The following is a 19,246-nucleotide window of genomic DNA, read 5'->3' as shown; positions in this document are numbered from 1 at the left end:
AGCTGGTAGACTCCGCGACCATCATGATCAGACTATCCAACCTCACTTTACAGCGTGGTCCGCAGCGCTTGCTAGAAGGCGCCGAGATGACCCTGCACGCCGGTCACAAGGCCGGCCTGATCGGCGCCAACGGCGCCGGAAAATCCAGCCTGTTCGCCCTGCTGCGCGGTGAGCTGTCGCCCGATGCCGGTGACTGCCAACTGCCCGGTGACTGGCGCATCGCCCATATGCGCCAGGAGGTCGACACCCTCGACCGCCTGGCCGTGGACTATGTGCTCGACGGCGACGTGCGCCTGCGCAAGGTCCAAGCCGAACTGGCCGCGGCCGAGCAGGCCCACGACGGCACCGCCCTGGCGCGCCTGCACAGTGAACTGGAAAGCGCCGACGGCTACACCGCCGACGCCCGCGCGCGCAAGTTGCTGGCCGGCCTGGGCTTCACCAACGAACAGATGGACCGCCGCGTCGGCGACTTCTCCGGTGGCTGGCGGATGCGCCTGAACCTGGCCCAGGCACTGATGTGCCCGTCCGACCTGCTGTTGCTCGACGAACCCACCAACCACCTCGACCTGGACGCCATCCTGTGGCTGGAAGACTGGCTCAAGGGCTACCCCGGTACGCTGTTGCTGATCTCCCACGACCGTGACTTCCTCGATGCCGTGGTCGACCATGTGCTGCACGTCGAGCAGCGCAAGTTGAACCTGTACAAAGGCGGCTACACCGCCTTCGAGCGCACCCGTGCCGAACGCCTGGCGCAGCAGCAGCAGGCCTACGAAAAGCAGCAGGCGCAGCGCGCGCACATGGAAAAGTACATCGCCCGCTTCAAGGCTCAGGCCACCAAGGCCCGCCAGGCGCAAAGCCGGATCAAGGCCCTTGAGCGCATGGAGGAGTTGTCGGCGGCGCATGTCGATTCGCCGTTCGACTTTGTCTTCCGCGAATCGCAGAAAATTTCCAGCCCGTTGCTGAGCCTGTCCGAAGGCTGCCTTGGCTATGGCGACAAGGCCATCCTTGAAAAGGTCAAGCTGCAGCTCACCCCGGGTGCTCGTATTGGCCTGCTCGGCCCCAACGGCGCCGGCAAGTCCACCCTGATCAAGAACCTCGCCGGTGAGCTGGAGCCTTTGTCGGGCCGTTTGGTCCGTGGCGAAAACCTCGCGGTAGGCTACTTCGCCCAGCACCAGCTGGACTCGCTGGATGACAAGGCCAGCCCGCTGCTGCACCTGCAGCGCATCGCCCCCACCGAGCGTGAGCAGACCCTGCGCGACTTCCTTGGCGGCTTCGACTTCCATGGCGCCCGTTGCGACGAGCCAGTGGTGAACTTCTCCGGTGGTGAAAAGGCCCGCCTGGCGTTGGCGCTGATCGCCTGGGAGCGGCCAAACCTGCTGCTGCTTGACGAACCGACCAACCACCTCGACCTGGAAATGCGCCTGGCGCTGACCATGGCCCTGCAGGAGTTTGCCGGTGCCGTGGTGGTGGTGTCCCACGACCGGCATTTGCTCAAGAGCACCACCGACGATTTCCTGCTGGTGGCCGACGGCAAGGTCGATACCTTCGACGGTGACCTGGAAGATTACAGCCGCTGGCTGGTTGAGTACCGCCAGCGCAGCGCGCCGGCCAGTACCGCCCCGGTCAACCCGGACAAGACCGACAAGAAAGCCCAGCGTCAGGCTGCCGCAGCCTTGCGCCAGCAACTGGCACCGCACAAGAAGGCAGCCGACAAGCTGGAAACCGAGCTCAACCAGGTGCACGTGCAATTGGCCGAGATCGAGACCGCGCTGGGTGATGGTGGCCTCTACGAAGCGGCGCGCAAGGACGAATTGCGTGACCTGCTGGCGCGCCAGACCAAGCTCAAGCAACGCGAAGGTGAGCTGGAAGAGGCCTGGATGGAAGCGCTGGAAACCCTCGAAAGCATGCAGGCCGAGCTCGAGGCGTTGTCCTGATGGAAGAACTGCGGTCGCTGCTGCCAGGACAATGGATGGACACCTTCTGGCTGGGCTTGCAGATTCTGTTGATCCTGGTGGCAGCCTTCCTCCTGCAGCGCATCGTTGCTCGCGGGTTGAGCCGCCTGGGCCAGCGTTACCCGCTGCCGCCAGAACTGCTGGTCCCGGTGCGTGGCGGCCTGCGCTGGCTGATCATGGGCAGCGCACTGCTGTTCGTGCTGGAGCGCCTGGGTGTTTCGGCGACCGTGCTGTGGACGGCATTGTCCGGCTTTGTCGCGGTGGCGGCGGTGGCCTTTTTCGCCATGTGGAGCGTGCTGTCCAACCTGCTGTGCGCGGTGCTGATCTTCACGGTCGGGCCGTTTCGCATCGGTGATGTGGTCGAACTGGTCGACACCCTGGACAAGCCGGGCGTGAAAGGCCGGGTGATCGCCATCAACCTGCTGTTTACCACCCTGCTGGAAATGCCCGAAGCGGGTGGGGCCTTGGTGCAGGTGCCCAATAGCCAGTTCTTCCAGAAGTCGGTGCGGCGCTGGCGCGGGGCCGAGGCGCAGACGATGCACAAAGAGCCGGCTGGCGAAGCGGACTGAACCTGTACTTGTGGAGCGTGCTTGCCCGCGAAGAGGTCGGTACAGGCGATAGAAATCCATCAAAAATCGCTGGTTATTTTTTCACCAAAACCTTAGCTTAACGTTTTGCAACAAATGTTCGAGCGAGGTGTGTGATGTCGATGGAAGTATGGTTGGGCTTCTTTGCCGCCTGTTGGGTGATCAGCCTTTCACCCGGTGCCGGGGCGATTGCCTCGATGTCCAGTGGCCTGCAATATGGTTTCTGGCGTGGTTACTGGAATGCCCTGGGCCTGCAGCTAGGCCTGATCCTGCAGATCGCCATCATCGCTGCCGGCGTCGGTGCCATCCTGGCTGCCTCGGCCACGGCGTTTCAGGTCATCAAATGGTTTGGCGTCGCCTACCTGGTGTACCTGGCGTACAAGCAGTGGCGTGCCTTGCCGATGGACATGACCGATGAATCCGGCGTGCGCCCGATCGGCAAACCGCTGAGCCTGGTCTTGCGTGGCTTCTTGGTCAACGTCAGCAACCCCAAGGCGCTGGTGTTCATGCTGGCGGTGCTGCCGCAGTTCCTCAACCCGCATGCGCCGCTGCTGCCGCAGTATGTGGCGATCACCGTGACCATGATCACTGTGGACATGCTGGTGATGGCCGGGTACACCGGGTTGGCTTCGCGTGTGTTGCGCTTGCTGCGTACGCCTAAACAGCAGAAGCGTTTGAACCGGACTTTTGCCGGGTTGTTCATTGGGGCGGCGACCTTCCTGGCGACCCTGCGCCGCGCACCTCTCTGATCGGGCCACGGGGGCTGCTTTGCAGCCCATCGCGACACAAGGCCGCTCCTACAGTAATTGCATAGCGGCCTTTATTGTTTCTGCTTGTCTACCAGCCCCGTCAGCAAGTCCACCGGCATCGGGAAGACAATGGTCGAGGTCCTGTCCCCCGCAATCGCCCCCAGCGTCTGCATATAGCGCAACTGCATCGCCCCAGGCTCCTTGCCCAACATCTGTGCTGCCTGCATCAACTTCTCCGACGCCTGCAATTCCCCCTCGGCATGGATCACCTTGGCCCGCCGTTCGCGTTCGGCCTCGGCCTGCCGGGCGATGGCGCGGACCATCGATTCGTTGAGGTCGACATGCTTGATCTCGACGTTGGCCACCTTGATGCCCCAGGCATCGGTTTGCGCGTCCAGCACCTGGCGAATGTCCGCGTTCAGTTGCTCACGTTCGGCCAGCAGCTCATCCAGTTCGTGCTTGCCCAGTACCGCACGCAGTGTGGTCTGGGCCAACTGGCTGGTCGCTACCAAAAAGTCCTCGACCTGGATGATCGCTTTCTGGGGGTCGAGCACGCGAAAGTACAACACCGCGTTGACCTTGACCGAGACGTTGTCGCGGGTGATCACGTCCTGCGGCGGCACATCCAGCACCACCGTGCGCAGGTCGACCCGCACCATTTGCTGGATCACCGGGATCAGCAGGATCAGCCCCGGCCCCTTGACCTGCCAGAAGCGCCCCAGCTGGAACACTACACCGCGTTCGTATTCGCGCAGGATGCGAAACGCCGACAGCAACAGCATCACCAGCACGATCAGCACGGCGCCGAAACCCATTTGCATGAACATGGTCATTCTCCTTGCGCGGCGGCGGCAGCGCTCACTTGCAGCATGACGCCATGGCGCGCGGTTACCCGCACGTTCTGGCCGGCTTGCAGCACTGTTGCGCACTGCGCTTGCCATTGCTCGCCCTGGGCCAGCACAAGGCCACAGAACGGATTGTCTGGCATTACCTGGGTAACGGTGACCAGGCTGCCGACCAGGCCGGCGTCCCCGCTGACCAGTGCCCGTCGGCGGGCCTTGAGGGCCATGCCTAGTACGCCGCCGATCAGTAATGCCGAGAGCAGTGCCAGGGTGCCGATCAAGGCCAGCGGGATGCCAAAACCGGGGGCGTCTGTATCGATCAGGATCAATGCGCCGACCACGAAGGCAACGATGCCGCCAAAGCCGACCACGCCGAAACTGGGCAAGAAGGCTTCGGCGATCATGAAGGCAATGCCGAGCAGGATAAGTGCCACGCCGGCGAAACTCACCGGCAATAGCTGCAGGGCGTACAGCGCCATCAGCAGGCAGACGCCGCCGACTACGCCGCCCACCGCAGAGCCAGGGTTCATGAATTCGAACAGCAGGCCGTACACGCCAATCATGATCAGGATCAGCGCCACGCTGGGATTGGTGATCACCGCCAGTACCCGTGTGCGCCAGTCCGGCAGGTGTTCGACCAGGCTTGCGTCTGTGGTGTGCAGTTGCTGAGGCTGGCCGGCGACCATGAACGTTTTGCCGTCGAGTTTGCGCAACAGGTCGGGCAGGTCATCGGCAACCTGGTCGATAACGTTCAGCCGCAACGCCTCGCTGGCCGACAGGCTGACGGCCTCGCGCACAGCCTTCTCCGCCCACTCGGCATTGCGCCCTCGCAGCTGGGCAAGGCCGCGGATGTAGGCCGCGGCATCATTGACCTGCTTGCGTGCCAGGGTTTCCTCTTCGCCGTTTTTGCCCTTGTCGTCCTTGCCCGGGCCTGGCGGACCGCCGATTTGCACCGGTGTGGCGGCGCCCAGGTTGGTGCCAGGAGCCATCGCGGCGACGTGGCTGGCGTAGAGAATGTAGGTACCCGCGCTGGCGGCTCGGGCTCCACTGGGTGCGACGTAGGTGGCGACCGGCACGGGGCTGGCGAGAATCGCCTTGATCATCTGGCGCATGGCGCTGTCCAGCCCGCCAGGGGTATCCATGCGGATAACCACCAGTTGCGCGCGCTGCGCCTGAGCCTGAGCGAGGCTGCGCACCAGGTAGTCGGCGCTGGCCGGGCCGATGGCGTCATCGATGCCCAGCACCCACACTGCACCAGGCGCTGCCTGGCCACCTGGCGTGATGCCAAGCAACAACAGCAGCAACACCCAGCACCAGCTGCGGGCGATCACCTGTCGTCACCTCGTTTGCCTGTATTACACAAGTTTAGCCCTGCCTGCCGCGGCCCGGCCTAAAATTGGAGATTGGGGGGCGAAACCGGAGGTGCATCATGCGTATGGCAAAGACCCTGCAGGCCCGCCTGGACAAGGCCAACTGCGACTACGACATCATTCCCCACCCACATTCGGCCACCAGCCTGGAGTCGGCCCGCACGGCCGGCGTGCCCGCCGAGCGGGTCGCCAAGTCGGTGATGCTCGATGACCGTCATGGCAACTACATCATGGCCGTGCTGCCGGCCAACCGGCATCTGGACATGAGCAAGGTTCGCATGTCCGGGGCTTGGCAACTGACCCGTGAAAGTGGCCTGCCAAGCTTGTTCAATGACTGCGAGCGCGGCGCAGTGCCGGCCCTTGGCGATGCTTACCAGATAAAAATGCTGCTCGACCCGAGCCTAACCCGCCAGGGTGATGTCTACCTGGAGGCGGGTGATCACGATCACTTGATCCACATGAGCATGGAGCAGTACATGAAGCTGGTGCCGCACGCCGAAGTGCGCGAGCTGTGCTGATGTTTTCACACCACTGCCAGGCGGGCGTCGTGGACGGCCTACCTGGCGCTTAGGAGGAACCATGGAAGCGCCGACCCATCCCTTTGCCGACCTGTTCAAGCAGTTGGGCTTGCCCGACGATCCCAAGAGCATCGATCAGTTCATCACCAGCCATTCGCCGCTGAAGAATGAAACCAAGCTGGTGGATGCGCCGTTCTGGACCGACTCTCAGCGTGCTTTTCTCAAGGAGAGCATCATTGAAGATGCCGATTGGGCGGTGCCGTTCGATCAACTCAACGAAGCGTTGCGCCGCCCCCGAAAATAAAGCGCCGAGCGGCACCTGACGAGTGATCGGCCGTTGCTATGCTCAGGAAAACAATAAGGGGATAGCGCGATGAAAGATCCCTACGCACCAGGTTTCTGGTGTTCCGTGACGATCCTGGGCACCCTGACGGCCAGTTACTTCTATGGCATCAGGCAGACGCAACAGATGAACCAGGCGGTGCATTTCCTGTATGCCGCTGCCGCAGTCACCGTGGCGGTTGTACTGGTGGCGCTGACCTGGATCGCCTGGCAGCAGTTGCACCTGAACAAGCGCGAAGTGATCCAGGGGCGAACGTTGCTGACCATCTGGAACACCAAGGTGGCGCTGCGCCGCGTCGAAACCGTATTCGACCGGTATTTCTGGGGCAGCTACTGGCATTCGGGGCGCACCTTCGAAGAAGTCATGGGCGAGCTCAAGGGCACACCGCTGGAGCAGAGCCTGGATGCGCTGAAGCGCCAGTGCCGGGTGCTCGATCGCGAAATCCATGACCATCATCACCACTGGCTGGCCAACGCCCGCGACCTGTCCAGCGTGGCCCAGGCCATGGCCCGTGAGCGCTACCAGCTGGACCTGGGCGAACCCACGCACAGCGGCCACGGCAATACGGCAGTACTGAACCGTGACCTGGAAGTGCTGGTGTACACCTGGTCGGCGCGCCTGCGCAGCTTCGACCATCAGCTGGACGAGCTGGAGCGCGCCTACCATTGAAGGGGCTCACTCGCCGCGGATGTACTGTTCCATTTGTTGAATCAGGCTGGCCTGTTCGGCGATGGTTTCCTTCACCAGGTCGCCGATCGACAGCAGGCCGAGCAGTTTGCCGTTGTCGACCACCGGCAGATGACGCAGGTGACGGTCGGTCATCAGGTTCATGCAGAAGTCGAGCTTTTGCTTGGGCTCCACGGTGACCACCGGTGCACTCATGATTTCGCGCACCGGTGTGGCGGCGGAAGAGCGGCCTTTGAGTACGAGTTTGCGCGCATAGTCCCGTTCACTGACGATACCCACCACTTGGTTGCCCTCGACCACGGGCAGCGCACCGACGTTTTTCTCCGCCAGCATTTTCAGGGCGTCGAGCACCGAGTCATCCGGGCCGATGGTGTAAACGGTCTGGTGCTGGGACTTGGTCTTGAGGATTTGTTCGACGGTCTTCATACGGGCCTCTGCGGGTGAAAAAAGCGCTGTCTCGGTGTAACTAAAGCATCCGGTACGGCGCTCTGCACGGCAATGCAGGAAACGGCATGGAGTCGATTGAAAAACGGCATGGGTGTTTGCCTGGGCCGGCCTCCTCGTGGCTTTAGCCGCGAAGAGGCCGGTACTGCCAATCAAAGCTTCGGCATTTGCCCGAGCCGTGCCACCATCTCGCTTTCTACCTGCAGGTCCAGCATGAACTGGTCCACGGTCTTGAACTCGTTGTCGTTGTGCCCGGTGTATTTCACGTCCGGCATGGCCAGGCCGAACTGTACGCCATTGGGCAAGTCGTGCACCGAGGTCGCGCCGGCCGAGGTGCCGAACTCATGCTTCATGCCCAGGTTCTCGGAGGCCACAGCAAGCAAAGCTTTCACCCATTCGCCTTCGGGGTTGCGGTACATCGGTTCGTCCAGGCTATAGTCGAACGCCACCGAGGTGTGGCTTTGCCGGGTCCACTTGCCCAGTTTGTCGGCCAGTTCATCCTTGATCGTGGCAATGGGTTTGCCTTTGGGGATGCGCAGGTTCACCGCCAATTTCAGGCCCTTGTCATCCACGCCGACAAAGGTCAGCGAGGCGGTCAGCGGGCCCATGAACGGGTCCTTGAAGGCCACGCCGAGCTTGTTGCCAAGGTAGTCCAGGCCCCAGTTGTCGGCCGCGTAGCGGGCCGCATCGGTGAACTGGTTGTGCTTGAGTGGTACCTGCTGGCCAAGGCCGTTGATGAAGTCGAGCATGCGAGCAACCGGGTTCACCCCGGACTCCGGCTCCGAAGAGTGGGCGGAAACACCGGTCACGGTGAGCAACACCTGTTTGCCGTCGGCCTTGGCATCGATGCTGAAGTCGCTTCCGTGCTGCTTCACATACTTGCTGCCGGCTTGCTGCAGGTGTTTGGCCAGCTGTGCCGGGTTGTCGGACACCAGGGTCGCCACCGATGTGGTCGGGATCTGGTTGGTGGCCAGGCCACCGGTCAGGTTGACGATTTCGGCACCCTTGCCCGTGGCCGGGCGCTTGCTGAAGCTGGCCATGACCGTGCCGTAGCCTTTTTCGGCGATGACCACTGGGTAGCCGCCGTCGAGGGCCAGGTTGTAGTCAGGTGTAGGGTTGCGCTCGAAATAGTAGGGGATGGCATCACCGCTGGTTTCTTCGGTGGTGTCGATCAGCAGCTTGAACTGCCGGGCGAGCGGCAAGTTTTCATCCTTGGCTACCTTCAGTGCATACATCGCCACTACGATGCCGTTCTTGTCGTCTTCGGTGCCGCGGCCGTACATGCGGTCACCGACCAGGGTGACCTTGAACGGGTCCAAGCGCGTACCGTCGGCCAGCTTCCAGTTGTCCGGGTTGACCGGTACCACGTCGGCGTGGGCATGGATGCCGATCACTTCCTTGCCGCTACCCAGCGAAATTTCGTACACCCGGTTGTCGATGTTGCGGAAGGCCAGGCCGAAGCTGTCGGCCAGGGCCTTGATCTTGTCGGCGATCTTGAGGAACTCAGGGTTTTCGTACTGCGGCGTGCCCTCGACGTTGAAGGTGGGAATGGCCACCAGTTCGCGCAGGGTTTCGGTTGCAGCCTTGCCGTACTTGATGCGGGTATACAGGCCGAGCAGGCGGTTGATTTCGTCCTGTTGCTCGGCGGCCAATGGTGTGTTGGCCAGGTAGGCGTCGAGGGTTGCCTCGAGGTTATCGGCCTTGGCCAAGTCGCTGCCTTTGAGCTTGCCGAGGAACTGCTTGAAGTCGCTTGGGTCGCTGCCGTCGAAGGCTTTGACGATGGCAGCGGACTGCTGCTGGGTGAGGTTGGCCTGGGCTGGCTGAGTGAACAAGCCGATGCTGGCCAGCAGCAGGGTGGTGGCGGTGAGTTTTTTCAGGTGCATGGTTGCGCGCATTCCTTCGCCAATCATTGTTATGGGTTACCCGTCCGGAAACGGGAAGACGCCCACGCTAACACCAATGACCCGTGGCACGGGAGTGCCAGAAACGCGACTTGTCGCACAAACGAAAAAGCCCCGGGCTCAGGCCCAGGGCTTTTTTGATATGGCGCACTCGGCGGGATTCGAACCCACGACCCCTGCCTTCGGAGGGCAGTACTCTATCCAGCTGAGCTACGAGTGCAACGCGCACGCATGATACCCATCTGAATCGGTGACGTCCATCGCCTTGATCTGTAGCTGTTTTTACCTTGTTGGTTGTGCAGATCCCTACAGGCCGGATGCATGCCGACTTCTCAGAGGGCGATCAACTCGGGCCTCAGGTCCTCTACACGGCGTGACGGTGGCGGCAGGTAGCCGCCGTCGCCGGTGATCTGGTGCAGCACCTTTTCGCGCAGGCCGTGCAGCGCTACGCCGGAGCGCAAGCGCGGGTGCGGCAGGTCTATGCCCACCACCGATTTGATGCGACCCGGCCGTGGCTCCAGCACCACAACCCGATCCGCCAGGTACGTCGCCTCTTCGGCATCGTGGGTCACCAGCAAGGTGGTGATGCCCGCCCGCTCGCGAATGGCCAGCAATTCGTCCTGCAGTTGCTGGCGGGTCAGCGCATCCAGTGCGCCGAACGGCTCGTCGAGCAGCAGGATGCGCGGGCTGGCTACCAGGCCACGGGCTATCGCCACACGCTGGGCCATACCACCGGACAGCTGGTGTGGATAGGCCGACTCGAAGCCGACCAGCCCCACCAGTTGTACGAATTCATGTACCCGCCGGGCGCGCTCACCTTGGGTGAGCGACTCGTTGGCCAGGCCCAGCGCAATGTTCTGTTCCACGTTCAACCAGGGAAACAGCCGATGCTCCTGGAACACGATGCCACGTTCGCCACCAATACCGCTGACGGCGTGGCCGTCGATGCGAATGCTGCCGCTGTAGTCGGTATCCAACCCCACCAGCAGGCGCAGCAGGGTGGACTTGCCGCAGCCGGAAGCGCCGACGATGGCGATGAACTCGCCCTGGTTGATCGAAAGGTTGAAGTTGCGGATGGCCTCGAGCGGTTGGCCATCGACGCTGAACACTTTGCCCACCCCTTCGAAACTGACCAGGGGCGGGGTTGCGTCGGGCTGGTTGGCCGCGTGCAGGTGCGAAGTGTTGAAGGCGTTCATGCGGTTCTCCAGCGCGTGGCGCGCGATTCAAGGCGTTGTCCAAGGGTGCCGAGCAGGGCGCCGACCAGGCCGATCAACAGCATGGCGGCCATCACCTGGTCCATACGGAACAGCTGCTGGGCACCGATCATCAGGCTGGCGATGCCGCCGTCCGAGGGCATGAAGTATTCGGCACCGATGGTGCCCAGCCAGGCATAGATCAGCGACAGGCGCAGGCCCGCGAAAATGCCCGGGGCCGCACCGGGCAGTACCAGCAGGCGCAAGCGTTGCCACAGACCCAGACGCAGGGTGCGGGCGGCTTCGCCCAACTGTGGTGAGAGGCCGGCGATACCGCGCTGGGTAGCGATCAGCAACGGGAAGAACGCGGCCAGCCCGACGAATACATGCTTGGCCCCTTCGCCCAGGCCGAACCAGGCGGTGAGCAGCGGCACCCAGGCGAACAGCGCCACCTGGCGCAAGGCTGTCAGGCTCGGCCCGAACAGGCGCTCGGCATTACGGGACAGCCCTAGCACCAAGCCGGCCAGCAGGCCAGCGCCGCCACCCAGCAGCAAGCCGGTCAGGGTGCGTTGCAGGCTGAGCAGCAAGGCTTGTGGTAGCGAACCATCAGCCAGGCCGACCAGCAGCGTGCGCAGTACCTCCAGTGGCGAGGTCAAGATATTCGGGTCGACCCAACCGAAGCTGCTGCTGGCCTGCCACAACGCCAGTATCGCCAAGGGAAGCAGCAGGCTTTGCCAGCCACGCGGCACAGCACCGCGCTGGTGTTCCCCGGTGGCCGGTTGCGGCCAGTAAAGCAGGCGATGTTCCAGGGCCGAAAAACTGCGCTCCAGCACGGCACCGACCAGGCCGATCACCAGGATGCACAGCAGCACCAGGTCGAGCATGAACAGCTGCCGCCCCCAGACCATCAGGTAACCGATCCCCTCGCTGGAAGCCAGCAACTCGACCGCCAGCAGTGAGGTCCAGCCGGTGGCCAGTGCCAGGCGTACGCCAGTCAGAAAGGCGGGCAGGGCCGCCGGTAGCAACAGGCGCAGAAACAGCAGATGGCGAGGCAGGCGCAGCGCCGCGGCGGCCTCGCGCAGCTTGGGCTGGGCATCGCGCACACCGACCAGCGTGTGCAAGGTGACGGGGACCACCACGGCTTTCACCAGCACCACCAGCTTGAGCAACTCGCCGATGCCGAAGAACAGCATGAACAACGGGATCCAGGCCAGGGTCGGAATCTGCGCCAGCGCCACGAAGGTTGGCAGCACCAATGTCTGCGCCTGACGCGAAGCGCCCAGCCATACACCCAGCAGCAAGCCGCTGCCGATACCTACCGCCAGCCCCCAGAACAACCGCTGCAAGCTTATCCACAGGTGTCCCCAAAGCTCGCCGGCGCCAAACTCCAGCGCGCTTTGCCACACCAGCGCTGGTGCCGGCAGTATCTGCTCGCTCATCCAGTGCTGCCGGCTGGCCACCCCCCATAGCAGCGCAATCAGCACAGGCAGCAACCACGGCAGAACCCGCTCCACAGAGAGAATGCGGTCCCTGTGGGAGCGGCCTTGCGCCGCGAATGGGCCGCGTAGCGGCCCCCCCCGATTCCTGCTCAGCACTCCATTCATAGGCCATTTCCCGAAGCGTTGTTAAGTTATTCACTTATGGAATTAAAAATTAACTTAATCAGCATTCAAGAGATAAGAGCATGCGTCCTCTGCATGGGGAAGCCCCTTGCCGTTGCGTTTTCCTCATATTTTCCATGCGTTTTCCGCAAGCTCCGCTCAGGCCCGCATGCAGCCTGATTTATGCCTTTCAGTTACTAAAAAATGAAGTTTTGATCTTTGTGGGTTCTAACCAGACCTGCCTAGCTTCTGGCCAAAGCGCCGGCCATCGCCGGTGGCAGCCTGCCAAGGAGCCTTGCCATGAAAATCCCGTTGCGTCACCTGATTACCGCCCTTGGGCTGGCGTTCACCCTAAGTGCCCACGCGGCTGAACCGGCCAAGCCAGCAAGCATCCGCATCGCCGTCCCCGACCTGAGCGCCGGCAGCAAGGCCAGCGCCGGTGGTGTGGTCGATGTACTGCGTGACCAGCAATTGCTGGAGAAGGAATTCGCCAAGGACGGCATCCGCATCGACTGGCGCTTTTTCAAGGGTGCCGGGCCGGTGGTGAACGAGGCATTGGCCAACGGCCAGGCTGATTTCGCGTACCTCGGCGACCTGGCGGCAATCGTCGGCAAGGCCAATGGCCTGGATACCCGCGTGCTGTCGGCGGGCGTGCGCGGGGTGAAGAGCTACCTGGGCGTGGTACCGGGCTCTGGCATCAAGACCCTGCACGACCTCAAGGGCAAGCGTGTGGCGGTGTTCCGCGGCACTGCCAACCAGTTGTCGTTCGCCAGCGCCCTGGCCAGCCAGGGGCTGAGCGAGCGTGAGCTGAAGGTGATAAACCTCGATTTCAACGCCGCCAACGCTGCGCTGGCGGCCAAGCAGATCGATGCCACCTGGGGCCTGTCCAACCTGCTATCGCTGCGTGAGCGCGGGCTGGTCGAGCTACCGGTCAATTCGCGTGACCTCGAAGGCGCCGGCAGCACCCAGGCAGTGCTGCTGGGCACCGGCGATTTCATCCGTCAATACCCCGAGCTGGTGCAGCGCCTGGTCAATGCCCAGGAGCAGGCCAGTGCCTGGCTGCGCGATGAACACAACCGTCAGGCCTACATCGATCTGGTGGCCAGCAACGCCAATTGGCCGCGCAGCATCCTCAGCGATGACCTGGCCAAGGAAGACCTCGCCCACTACTTCGACCCACGCCTGGACGCCGGATTCGTCGGCCAACTGCAGCAAGGCGTCGACCTGGCTGCCAAGGAGCGTTTGATTCGCCGTGGCTTTCAGGTGGCCGACTGGATCGAACCGCGTTTCCTCGATGCTGCGCTGAAACAGGAGCAGGCCGTGCAGGCCGCCCGCTGAACCTTCAAAAACCCCGACAATGACCGCAAGGACCACGACCATGAGCAATGCTGCCCTGGCCACCGCGCCACAAGCCCTTGAACTCGACATTCACCCGGTTGCCGGCCGTATCGGCGCCGAAATCCGCGGGGTAAGACTGTCCGCCGACCTCGACGCAGCTACCGTCGAGGCTATTCAGGCGGCCCTGGTACAACACAAAGTGATCTTCTTCCGTGAGCAGACCCACCTGGATGACCAGAGCCAGGAAGGTTTTGCCAAACTGCTCGGCGAGCCGGTGGCCCACCCGACCGTACCGGTGGTCGATGGCACCAGCTACCTGCTGCAACTGGATGGCGCCGAAGGTCAGCGAGCCAACTCCTGGCACACCGACGTGACCTTCGTCGATGCCTACCCCAAAGCCTCGATCCTGCGCAGCGTGGTGGCGCCGACATCCGGTGGCGATACCGTGTGGGCCAACACGGCTGCGGCCTACCAGGAATTGCCTGAGCCGCTGCGCGAGCTGGCCGACAAGCTGTGGGCGGTGCACAGCAACGAATACGACTACGCCAGCATCAAGCCAGATGTAGACCCGGCCAAGCTTGAGCGTTATCGCAAGGTATTCACATCGACCGTGTACGAAACCGAGCACCCGGTGGTACGCGTGCATCCGATCAGTGGTGAGCGGGCACTGCAATTGGGGCACTTCGTTAAACGCATCAAGGGCTATTCGCTGGCAGATTCGCAGCACCTGTTCGCTGTGCTGCAAGGGCATGTGACGCGCCTGGAGAACACTGTGCGCTGGCGCTGGCAGGTGGGGGATGTGGCGATTTGGGATAACCGCGCGACGCAGCATTATGCGGTGGATGATTATGGGACCCAGCCGCGGGTTGTGCGCCGGGTCACATTGGCGGGAGAAGTGCCGGTGGGTGTGGATGGTCAACTGAGCCGGACTACGCGTAAAGGTTGAGAGTGCCGGGGCCGCTTTGCGGCCCTGTCGCGACACAAGGCCGCTTCCACAAAAGCACGGCGCACGCCGAGCCAATGTGTAGCGGCCTTGTGTTGCGATCCGGGGCGAAGCCCCCAGCTACATCTCGGTATCACAGGCAATCAACTGCCTCACCAGCCCTTGCGCCAACGGCGACAAGCCATACCCCACCCGGCTCACCACTCCATAGCGTGTATGGCACGCTTCTTCCTGCTCCGGCGTCAGGTCCGCCAGCTGCAACTTCACCAGCCCGCCGTCGCGTTGATAAGGCCGCAAATTGGCATTGCAGGCAATGCCGATGGTGTCCGAGTGCATCACCACATTCAGCAGCGCGTACCCATGCTCGCACTCCACCGCAGGCAAGAAGTCCTGCCGCCCACTAAGGTCACTGAGGATCTTGCGGATATTCGGCGGGCGAAAAGTGGTGGCCATCGGATAGTCGAACAGGTCTCGTGCCAGCACGCTCTGCCGCTTGGTCAGCGGGTGCCCGGCGCGGCAGCAAAAATGCCAGCGTTGCGGCGTCAGCTTGTGCACTTGGTAATCCGGGTCAGACTCGAACTGGCGGGTGTCGGCAACGAAAAACTCGATCTCCTCGGCTACCAGCTTGCGGTTCAGCGCCTGCCAGTTGTCCACCTGGAAGCAGGTGCGCGCCGCCGGGAATTCGGCCACGAAGCGCGCCACCGCACGCGGCACCAAACCACCGGCTGGCGCGGGGCCGGAGCCAAAGCGCACCACCCCGGTGGTTGCGCCGTTGAATTGGTGAATTTCGTTGACCAGGTTGTGCGCCCCATGCACCAGCCGCCGCGAATGCTCCAGCACCAGCAACCCCTGGCGGGTTGGCGCCAGTTCCTTGCTGGCGCGGTCCACCAGGCGGCAGCCGATGTTGTGCTCCAGGGTCTGGATGCTGCGGCTGAAAGCCGATTGCGACAGGTTAACCGCCGCCGCTGCCGCCACGAAACTGCGGTGCTCGACAAGGGCAATGTAGTGGCGCAGTTGACGCAGATCGATATGCATTTTCTACATTAAAACCTTCGGTCAAATGCAATTGCTGACAAGGGTGAGTCCCCTTATAAAGGGTGTTACTTATTCCACTAAATATGAATTACAAATATTTATATCACTTAAAAGAATATAAGCCCGTCTGACCGCGACTCGGTTCCGCCAACGGAAATGCTCGCCAGGGCCCATGCCTCAAGGAGCATTTGCATGTCCGGACTTTCCCGTTGGCCTGCGCGCGCGTCGCGTTTCACCTTGCAACCCTTGGCCGCTGGCGTGCTGCTGGCGGCGTCCTCCGGAAGCTTTGCCGAAGCGCCGGTCAGTGCCACCCCGGCGGTGGAACAGGAAGCCAAGCTCGGCACCGTCACGGTCAATGCTCGTCGCCGGGAAGAAACCGCGCAAAGCGTGCCCACGCCGATCAGCGTGTTGGACAGCGAAACCCTGGAAACTCAGCGCATCTACCGCGTGCAGGATTTGCAACAGTTGGTGCCCAGCACCAACGTCGCTTATGTGCATGCGCGCCAGTCGAGCATCTCGATCCGTGGCCTGGGTAACAACCCGGCCAGCGACGGCTTGGAAGGCAGCGTTGGTATCTACCTGGACAACGTCTACCTCGGCCGCCCCGGCATGGCGGTATTCGACCTGCTGGATGTCGAGCAGCTGGAAGTGCTGCGCGGCCCGCAGGGCACGTTGTTCGGCAAGAACACCACCGCTGGTGTGCTGAACATCACCACGCGCAAGCCCACCTTCCACCGCGAAGGCAGCATCCAGCAGTCGTTCGGCGAAGACGGCTACCTGCAAACCCAGGGCAGTTTCTCGGGGCCGATCAGCGAGACGCTGGCCGGGCGCATCAGCGCCTATCGCACCGAAGACGATGGCTATGTGAAGAACATCCACAACGGTGACGACCTCAACGGCGGCAAGCGCCAGGGCTTTCGCACCCAACTGCTGTTCAAGCCCAGCGACACCTTCAACCTGCGCTGGATAGGCGAGTACAACGAAGAAGACTCCAACAACGGCATTCTCAGCCTGTACAGCACCGGGCCGACCATCAATGGCGTCAATCGCTACGAAAGCCTGGCCGCCCAGGCGGGCGCGACGCTGGTGTCGGGCAAGGACCGCAAGGTCAATTTCGACGCCGACCAACAGGTGACGGTGTTCCAGGGCGGTACTTCGGTGGAGGCCAACTGGACCTTGCCCAACGACTTCACCCTGACTTCGATCACCGCCTACCGCTGGTGGGACTTCACCCCGCGCAACGACGACGGCCTGAACGTGCCGGTGTTCTACAGTGCCGGTGTATCGGTGCGTGACAAGCAGTACTCGCAGGAAATCCGCCTGGCATCGCCCACCGGTGGTGCATTCGACTATGTGCTGGGTGCCTACTACTTCAAGCAGGACCTGGACAACAAGTCCTTCACCTATTACGGGCCGCAGGCGGATATCTGGAACCTGACCCCGGCCGGTGCGCTGAACAACGTCAACACAATTGGTGATGGGCACATCGATACCGACAGCTACGCGCTGTTCGCCCAGGGCACCTGGCATGTCACCGATCGCCTGGACTTCACCGCCGGTATTCGCGGAACCTACGAAGAAAAGAGCGCCTGGGTGACTCGCGATGCGCCCAGCGGCGGTGCCGCGGTAGATGGGGCCGCTGCCGCTGCGCGCCAGGCCCGGATAGGTGCCTATGATTCGGGCGACCTCAACCAATACAGCTTCAGCCCTTCCGGCCTGTTGGGCCTGAGCTACCGCTTCAGCGAGCAACTGCTGGGCTACGCCACCCTGACTCACGGTGAGAAATCTGGCGGTGTAAACCTGACTGTAGGCGCCGCGCCACGGCTGGGCACCGATTCGCTGCTGGTGGGCACCGAGCGGGTCAACAACGCCGAACTGGGCTTGAAAAGCACCTTGTTCGACGGCCGCCTGCAACTCAACAGCAATCTGTTCTGGGCTGAAGTGCATGGTTACCAGGCCAACGTCTACGACCAGATCAACCGCGTGCAGTACCTGGCCAACGCCGGGCGCGTGCGCTCGCGCGGCCTGGAGTTCGAGGCCACGGCGCTGCCGATTCGTGGCCTCACGGTCAACTTCAACGGTTCGTGGAACGACGTGCGCTACACCGAGTACAAGGACGCCCCATGCCCGCCGGAGGTGAGCCTGGCCAATGCCACTGCCACCTGCGATCTGTCCGGCCACCAGGTGGTCGGCGCCTCCAAGTACATCGCCAACCTCAACACCCAATACAAGTGGCAAGCCACCGAGCATGTCGAGCCCTACGTCACTGCCAGCTACGCCTTCCGCTCGAAGGCCGTGGGCACCATTGACGATTCCGATTTCGGCCAGATCCCCAGCTACGCGCTGGTCAACCTTTCCGCCGGTGTGCGCCTGGACCAGGGCGACGGCGTGGTCGACCTGTCGCTGTGGGTGAAAAACGCCGGCGACAAAACCTACTTCACCAGCCTGTGGAATTCCGCCAACGGTGGTTATGCCGGCGTGCTCGGCACCCCACGCACCTTCGGCGCAACCGCCCGTTACGACTTCTGAGCACAAGGAGCTATGCCATGAATGCCAAGACCCAAACCCCTGCACTGCCTGAAGGCGCCTGCCTGACCGCAAAAGTCCCGGAGCGCGACGAAGCGCTGCTCGGCGACGTGGTGGTCAACCCGTACCGCCTGGCGCCGCTGACCGCGATCATCCGCGACGGCGGGCGCAGCCTGAGTGACGCGCATGTCCGTGTGCTGGGGCGCGGTGAGCGGGGCGTGGACATCGTCTATGACGTGTCCGACCGTTCGCTGTGGACCTACGGCGGTATCCCGGTATTTGGCCTGTACCCGGACCACGTCAACCAGGTGGAAGTGACCTACAAGCTCGATGGCGAGCGCATTCGCGAGCAGTACCAGATCTACGCCCCCGCCGTGCGTCTGCCCGTGGTGGCGAAGCAGACTGCTGCGTTGCCAGAGGTGGAACCGGTCAAAGTGGCGCCGGGCTTCGAAAAGCGCCTGTACCTGTTCAACCATCTGCAGGGCGACATTCCGGGCGGCCGCGCCTTCAAGTGGAATGCCCTGGGTGGTGCGGCGGAATGGGACCAGGTGGGCAACAACTGGATTGCCGACAGCAATGGCGATGTGCGCTGGTACCTGGATATCGAACAGATCCACGACTCCAACCGCCGCGATAGCCTGGGCGGCACCATGGGCTTCCAGCAGACCCGCGACGGCAAGCTGATCTGGGGCCAGGGCCAGACCTATTCCAAGTATGACCTGCTGGGCCGAGGCATCTGGCAGCGCAGCCTGCCCGACAAGTTCGCCGACTTTTCCCATGAAATCCGCGAAACCAGCAATGGCACCTACTTGCTACGGGTTGGCACCAGCGACTACCGCCGCCCTGACGGCAAGCGCGTGCGCTCGATCCGTGACCATATCATCGAGGTCAGCGAGGCCGGGGATGTGCTCGATTTCTGGGACCTCAACCAAATCCTCGACCCCTACCGAGGCGATCTGCTGGAAACCCTCGGCAAGGCGGCGATCCAACTGCCGCCTGGGGTGCAGAAACAGGACGAGCGGTTGGCCAACGAATTGGCCGAGGGCGACTTGCCCTTTGGTGACACGCCGGGGGTGGGCACCGGGCGTAACTGGGCACACGTCAATGCCATTGATTACGACGCCGATGACGACAGCATCATCGTTTCAGCACGTCACCAGGGCGTGGTGAAGATCGGCCGTGACAAGCAGGTGAAATGGATTCTCGCCTCCCCCCAA

The 19,246-nt window shown here is 62.7% G+C and carries 17 protein-coding genes and 1 tRNA gene; 10 read left to right on the top strand and 8 right to left on the bottom strand.

The genetic code is table 11. From position 1 onward, the window contains the following. Positions 1-23: 23 nt before the first annotated feature. The 3 genes from APH42_RS14635 (at position 24) to APH42_RS14625 (ending at position 3,288) form a co-directional block, all read left to right on the top strand. A complete protein-coding gene (locus APH42_RS14635; RefSeq protein WP_041166349.1) occupies positions 24-1,934 on the top strand; it encodes an ATP-binding cassette domain-containing protein in 1,911 nt (636 codons plus the stop codon). Continuing rightward, a complete protein-coding gene (locus APH42_RS14630; RefSeq protein ID WP_060493606.1) occupies positions 1,934-2,521 on the top strand; it encodes a mechanosensitive ion channel family protein in 588 nt (195 codons plus the stop codon). Before APH42_RS14635 ends, APH42_RS14630 begins: the two co-directional genes overlap by 1 nt. Positions 2,522-2,655: 134 nt before the next feature. Further along, positions 2,656-3,288, top strand: coding sequence for a LysE family transporter (locus tag APH42_RS14625; protein ID WP_060493605.1), 633 nt, complete (start codon positions 2,656-2,658; stop codon positions 3,286-3,288). Positions 3,289-3,359: 71 nt separating this feature from the next. On the opposite strand, the gene APH42_RS14620 is transcribed toward APH42_RS14625, so the two are convergent. Both APH42_RS14620 and APH42_RS14615 read right to left on the bottom strand, forming a co-directional pair. Then, positions 3,360-4,115: a slipin family protein gene (locus APH42_RS14620; protein ID WP_012270006.1), complete on the bottom strand. Its 756-nt coding sequence runs from the start codon at positions 4,113-4,115 to the stop codon at positions 3,360-3,362. 2 nt (positions 4,116-4,117) lie between these two features. Further along, positions 4,118-5,461 (bottom strand): nodulation protein NfeD, encoded by a 1,344-nt coding sequence (locus APH42_RS14615; RefSeq protein ID WP_060493604.1) that lies wholly within the window; start codon positions 5,459-5,461, stop codon positions 4,118-4,120. 98 nt (positions 5,462-5,559) lie between these two features. On the opposite strand from APH42_RS14615, the gene APH42_RS14610 reads away from it, so the two are divergent. The 3 genes from APH42_RS14610 (at position 5,560) to APH42_RS14600 (ending at position 7,030) form a co-directional block, all read left to right on the top strand. Further along, a complete protein-coding gene (locus tag APH42_RS14610) occupies positions 5,560-6,018 on the top strand; it encodes an aminoacyl-tRNA deacylase (protein ID WP_012270008.1) in 459 nt (152 codons plus the stop codon). Between the two features lie 61 nt (positions 6,019-6,079). Beyond that, positions 6,080-6,322, top strand: a complete 243-nt coding sequence (locus APH42_RS14605) for a DUF2789 domain-containing protein (RefSeq protein WP_012270009.1) — start codon at positions 6,080-6,082, stop codon at positions 6,320-6,322. 69 nt (positions 6,323-6,391) lie between these two features. Then, positions 6,392-7,030 (top strand): hypothetical protein, encoded by a 639-nt coding sequence (locus tag APH42_RS14600; RefSeq protein WP_012270010.1) that lies wholly within the window; start codon positions 6,392-6,394, stop codon positions 7,028-7,030. Positions 7,031-7,036: 6 nt separating this feature from the next. Here the strand turns inward: APH42_RS14600 and APH42_RS14595 are convergent, their stop codons facing one another. The 5 genes from APH42_RS14595 to APH42_RS14575 all read right to left on the bottom strand — a co-directional run bounded on the left by APH42_RS14595 (position 7,037) and on the right by APH42_RS14575 (position 12,190). Next, complete coding sequence (locus tag APH42_RS14595) at positions 7,037-7,474, bottom strand: CBS domain-containing protein (RefSeq protein WP_012270011.1); 438 nt, start codon at positions 7,472-7,474, stop codon at positions 7,037-7,039. 170 nt (positions 7,475-7,644) lie between these two features. Continuing rightward, positions 7,645-9,375: a dipeptidase gene (locus APH42_RS14590; protein ID WP_060493603.1), complete on the bottom strand. Its 1,731-nt coding sequence runs from the start codon at positions 9,373-9,375 to the stop codon at positions 7,645-7,647. Positions 9,376-9,536: 161 nt separating this feature from the next. Beyond that, positions 9,537-9,613 (bottom strand) — tRNA-Arg (locus APH42_RS14585). 112 nt (positions 9,614-9,725) lie between these two features. After that, entirely contained in the window at positions 9,726-10,589 is an 864-nt protein-coding gene (locus APH42_RS14580; RefSeq protein WP_060493602.1) for an ABC transporter ATP-binding protein, read from the bottom strand. Next, positions 10,586-12,190: an ABC transporter permease gene (locus APH42_RS14575; protein WP_012270014.1), complete on the bottom strand. Its 1,605-nt coding sequence runs from the start codon at positions 12,188-12,190 to the stop codon at positions 10,586-10,588. The genes APH42_RS14580 and APH42_RS14575 overlap by 4 nt, the downstream gene beginning before the upstream one ends. A gap of 297 nt (positions 12,191-12,487) precedes the next feature. On the opposite strand from APH42_RS14575, the gene APH42_RS14570 reads away from it, so the two are divergent. After that, on the top strand, positions 12,488-13,525 hold the full coding sequence (locus APH42_RS14570) for an ABC transporter substrate-binding protein (RefSeq protein ID WP_060493601.1): 1,038 nt from the start codon (positions 12,488-12,490) through the stop codon (positions 13,523-13,525). 40 nt (positions 13,526-13,565) lie between these two features. Then, positions 13,566-14,471, top strand: coding sequence for a TauD/TfdA family dioxygenase (locus APH42_RS14565; RefSeq protein ID WP_012270016.1), 906 nt, complete (start codon positions 13,566-13,568; stop codon positions 14,469-14,471). A gap of 117 nt (positions 14,472-14,588) precedes the next feature. On the opposite strand, the gene APH42_RS14560 is transcribed toward APH42_RS14565, so the two are convergent. Next, entirely contained in the window at positions 14,589-15,503 is a 915-nt protein-coding gene (locus APH42_RS14560; RefSeq protein ID WP_060493600.1) for a LysR family transcriptional regulator, read from the bottom strand. A 192-nt stretch (positions 15,504-15,695) separates the two neighbouring features. On the opposite strand from APH42_RS14560, the gene APH42_RS14555 reads away from it, so the two are divergent. Together APH42_RS14555 and APH42_RS14550 are read left to right on the top strand one after the other, a co-directional pair. Further along, positions 15,696-18,032 (top strand): TonB-dependent receptor, encoded by a 2,337-nt coding sequence (locus APH42_RS14555; RefSeq protein WP_060493599.1) that lies wholly within the window; start codon positions 15,696-15,698, stop codon positions 18,030-18,032. A gap of 17 nt (positions 18,033-18,049) precedes the next feature. Next, positions 18,050-19,246, top strand: a 1,197-nt coding sequence (locus APH42_RS14550; RefSeq protein WP_060493598.1) for an aryl-sulfate sulfotransferase, incomplete at its 3' end; no start/stop codon positions are given.

The organism is Pseudomonas sp. NBRC 111140 (assembly GCF_001320885.1).
GTDB classification, from domain to species: Bacteria; Pseudomonadota; Gammaproteobacteria; order Pseudomonadales; family Pseudomonadaceae; genus Aquipseudomonas; species Aquipseudomonas putida_P.
The sequence above is the reverse complement of the archived record's forward strand: the minus strand, read 5'-3'. Positions and strand labels throughout refer to the sequence as shown.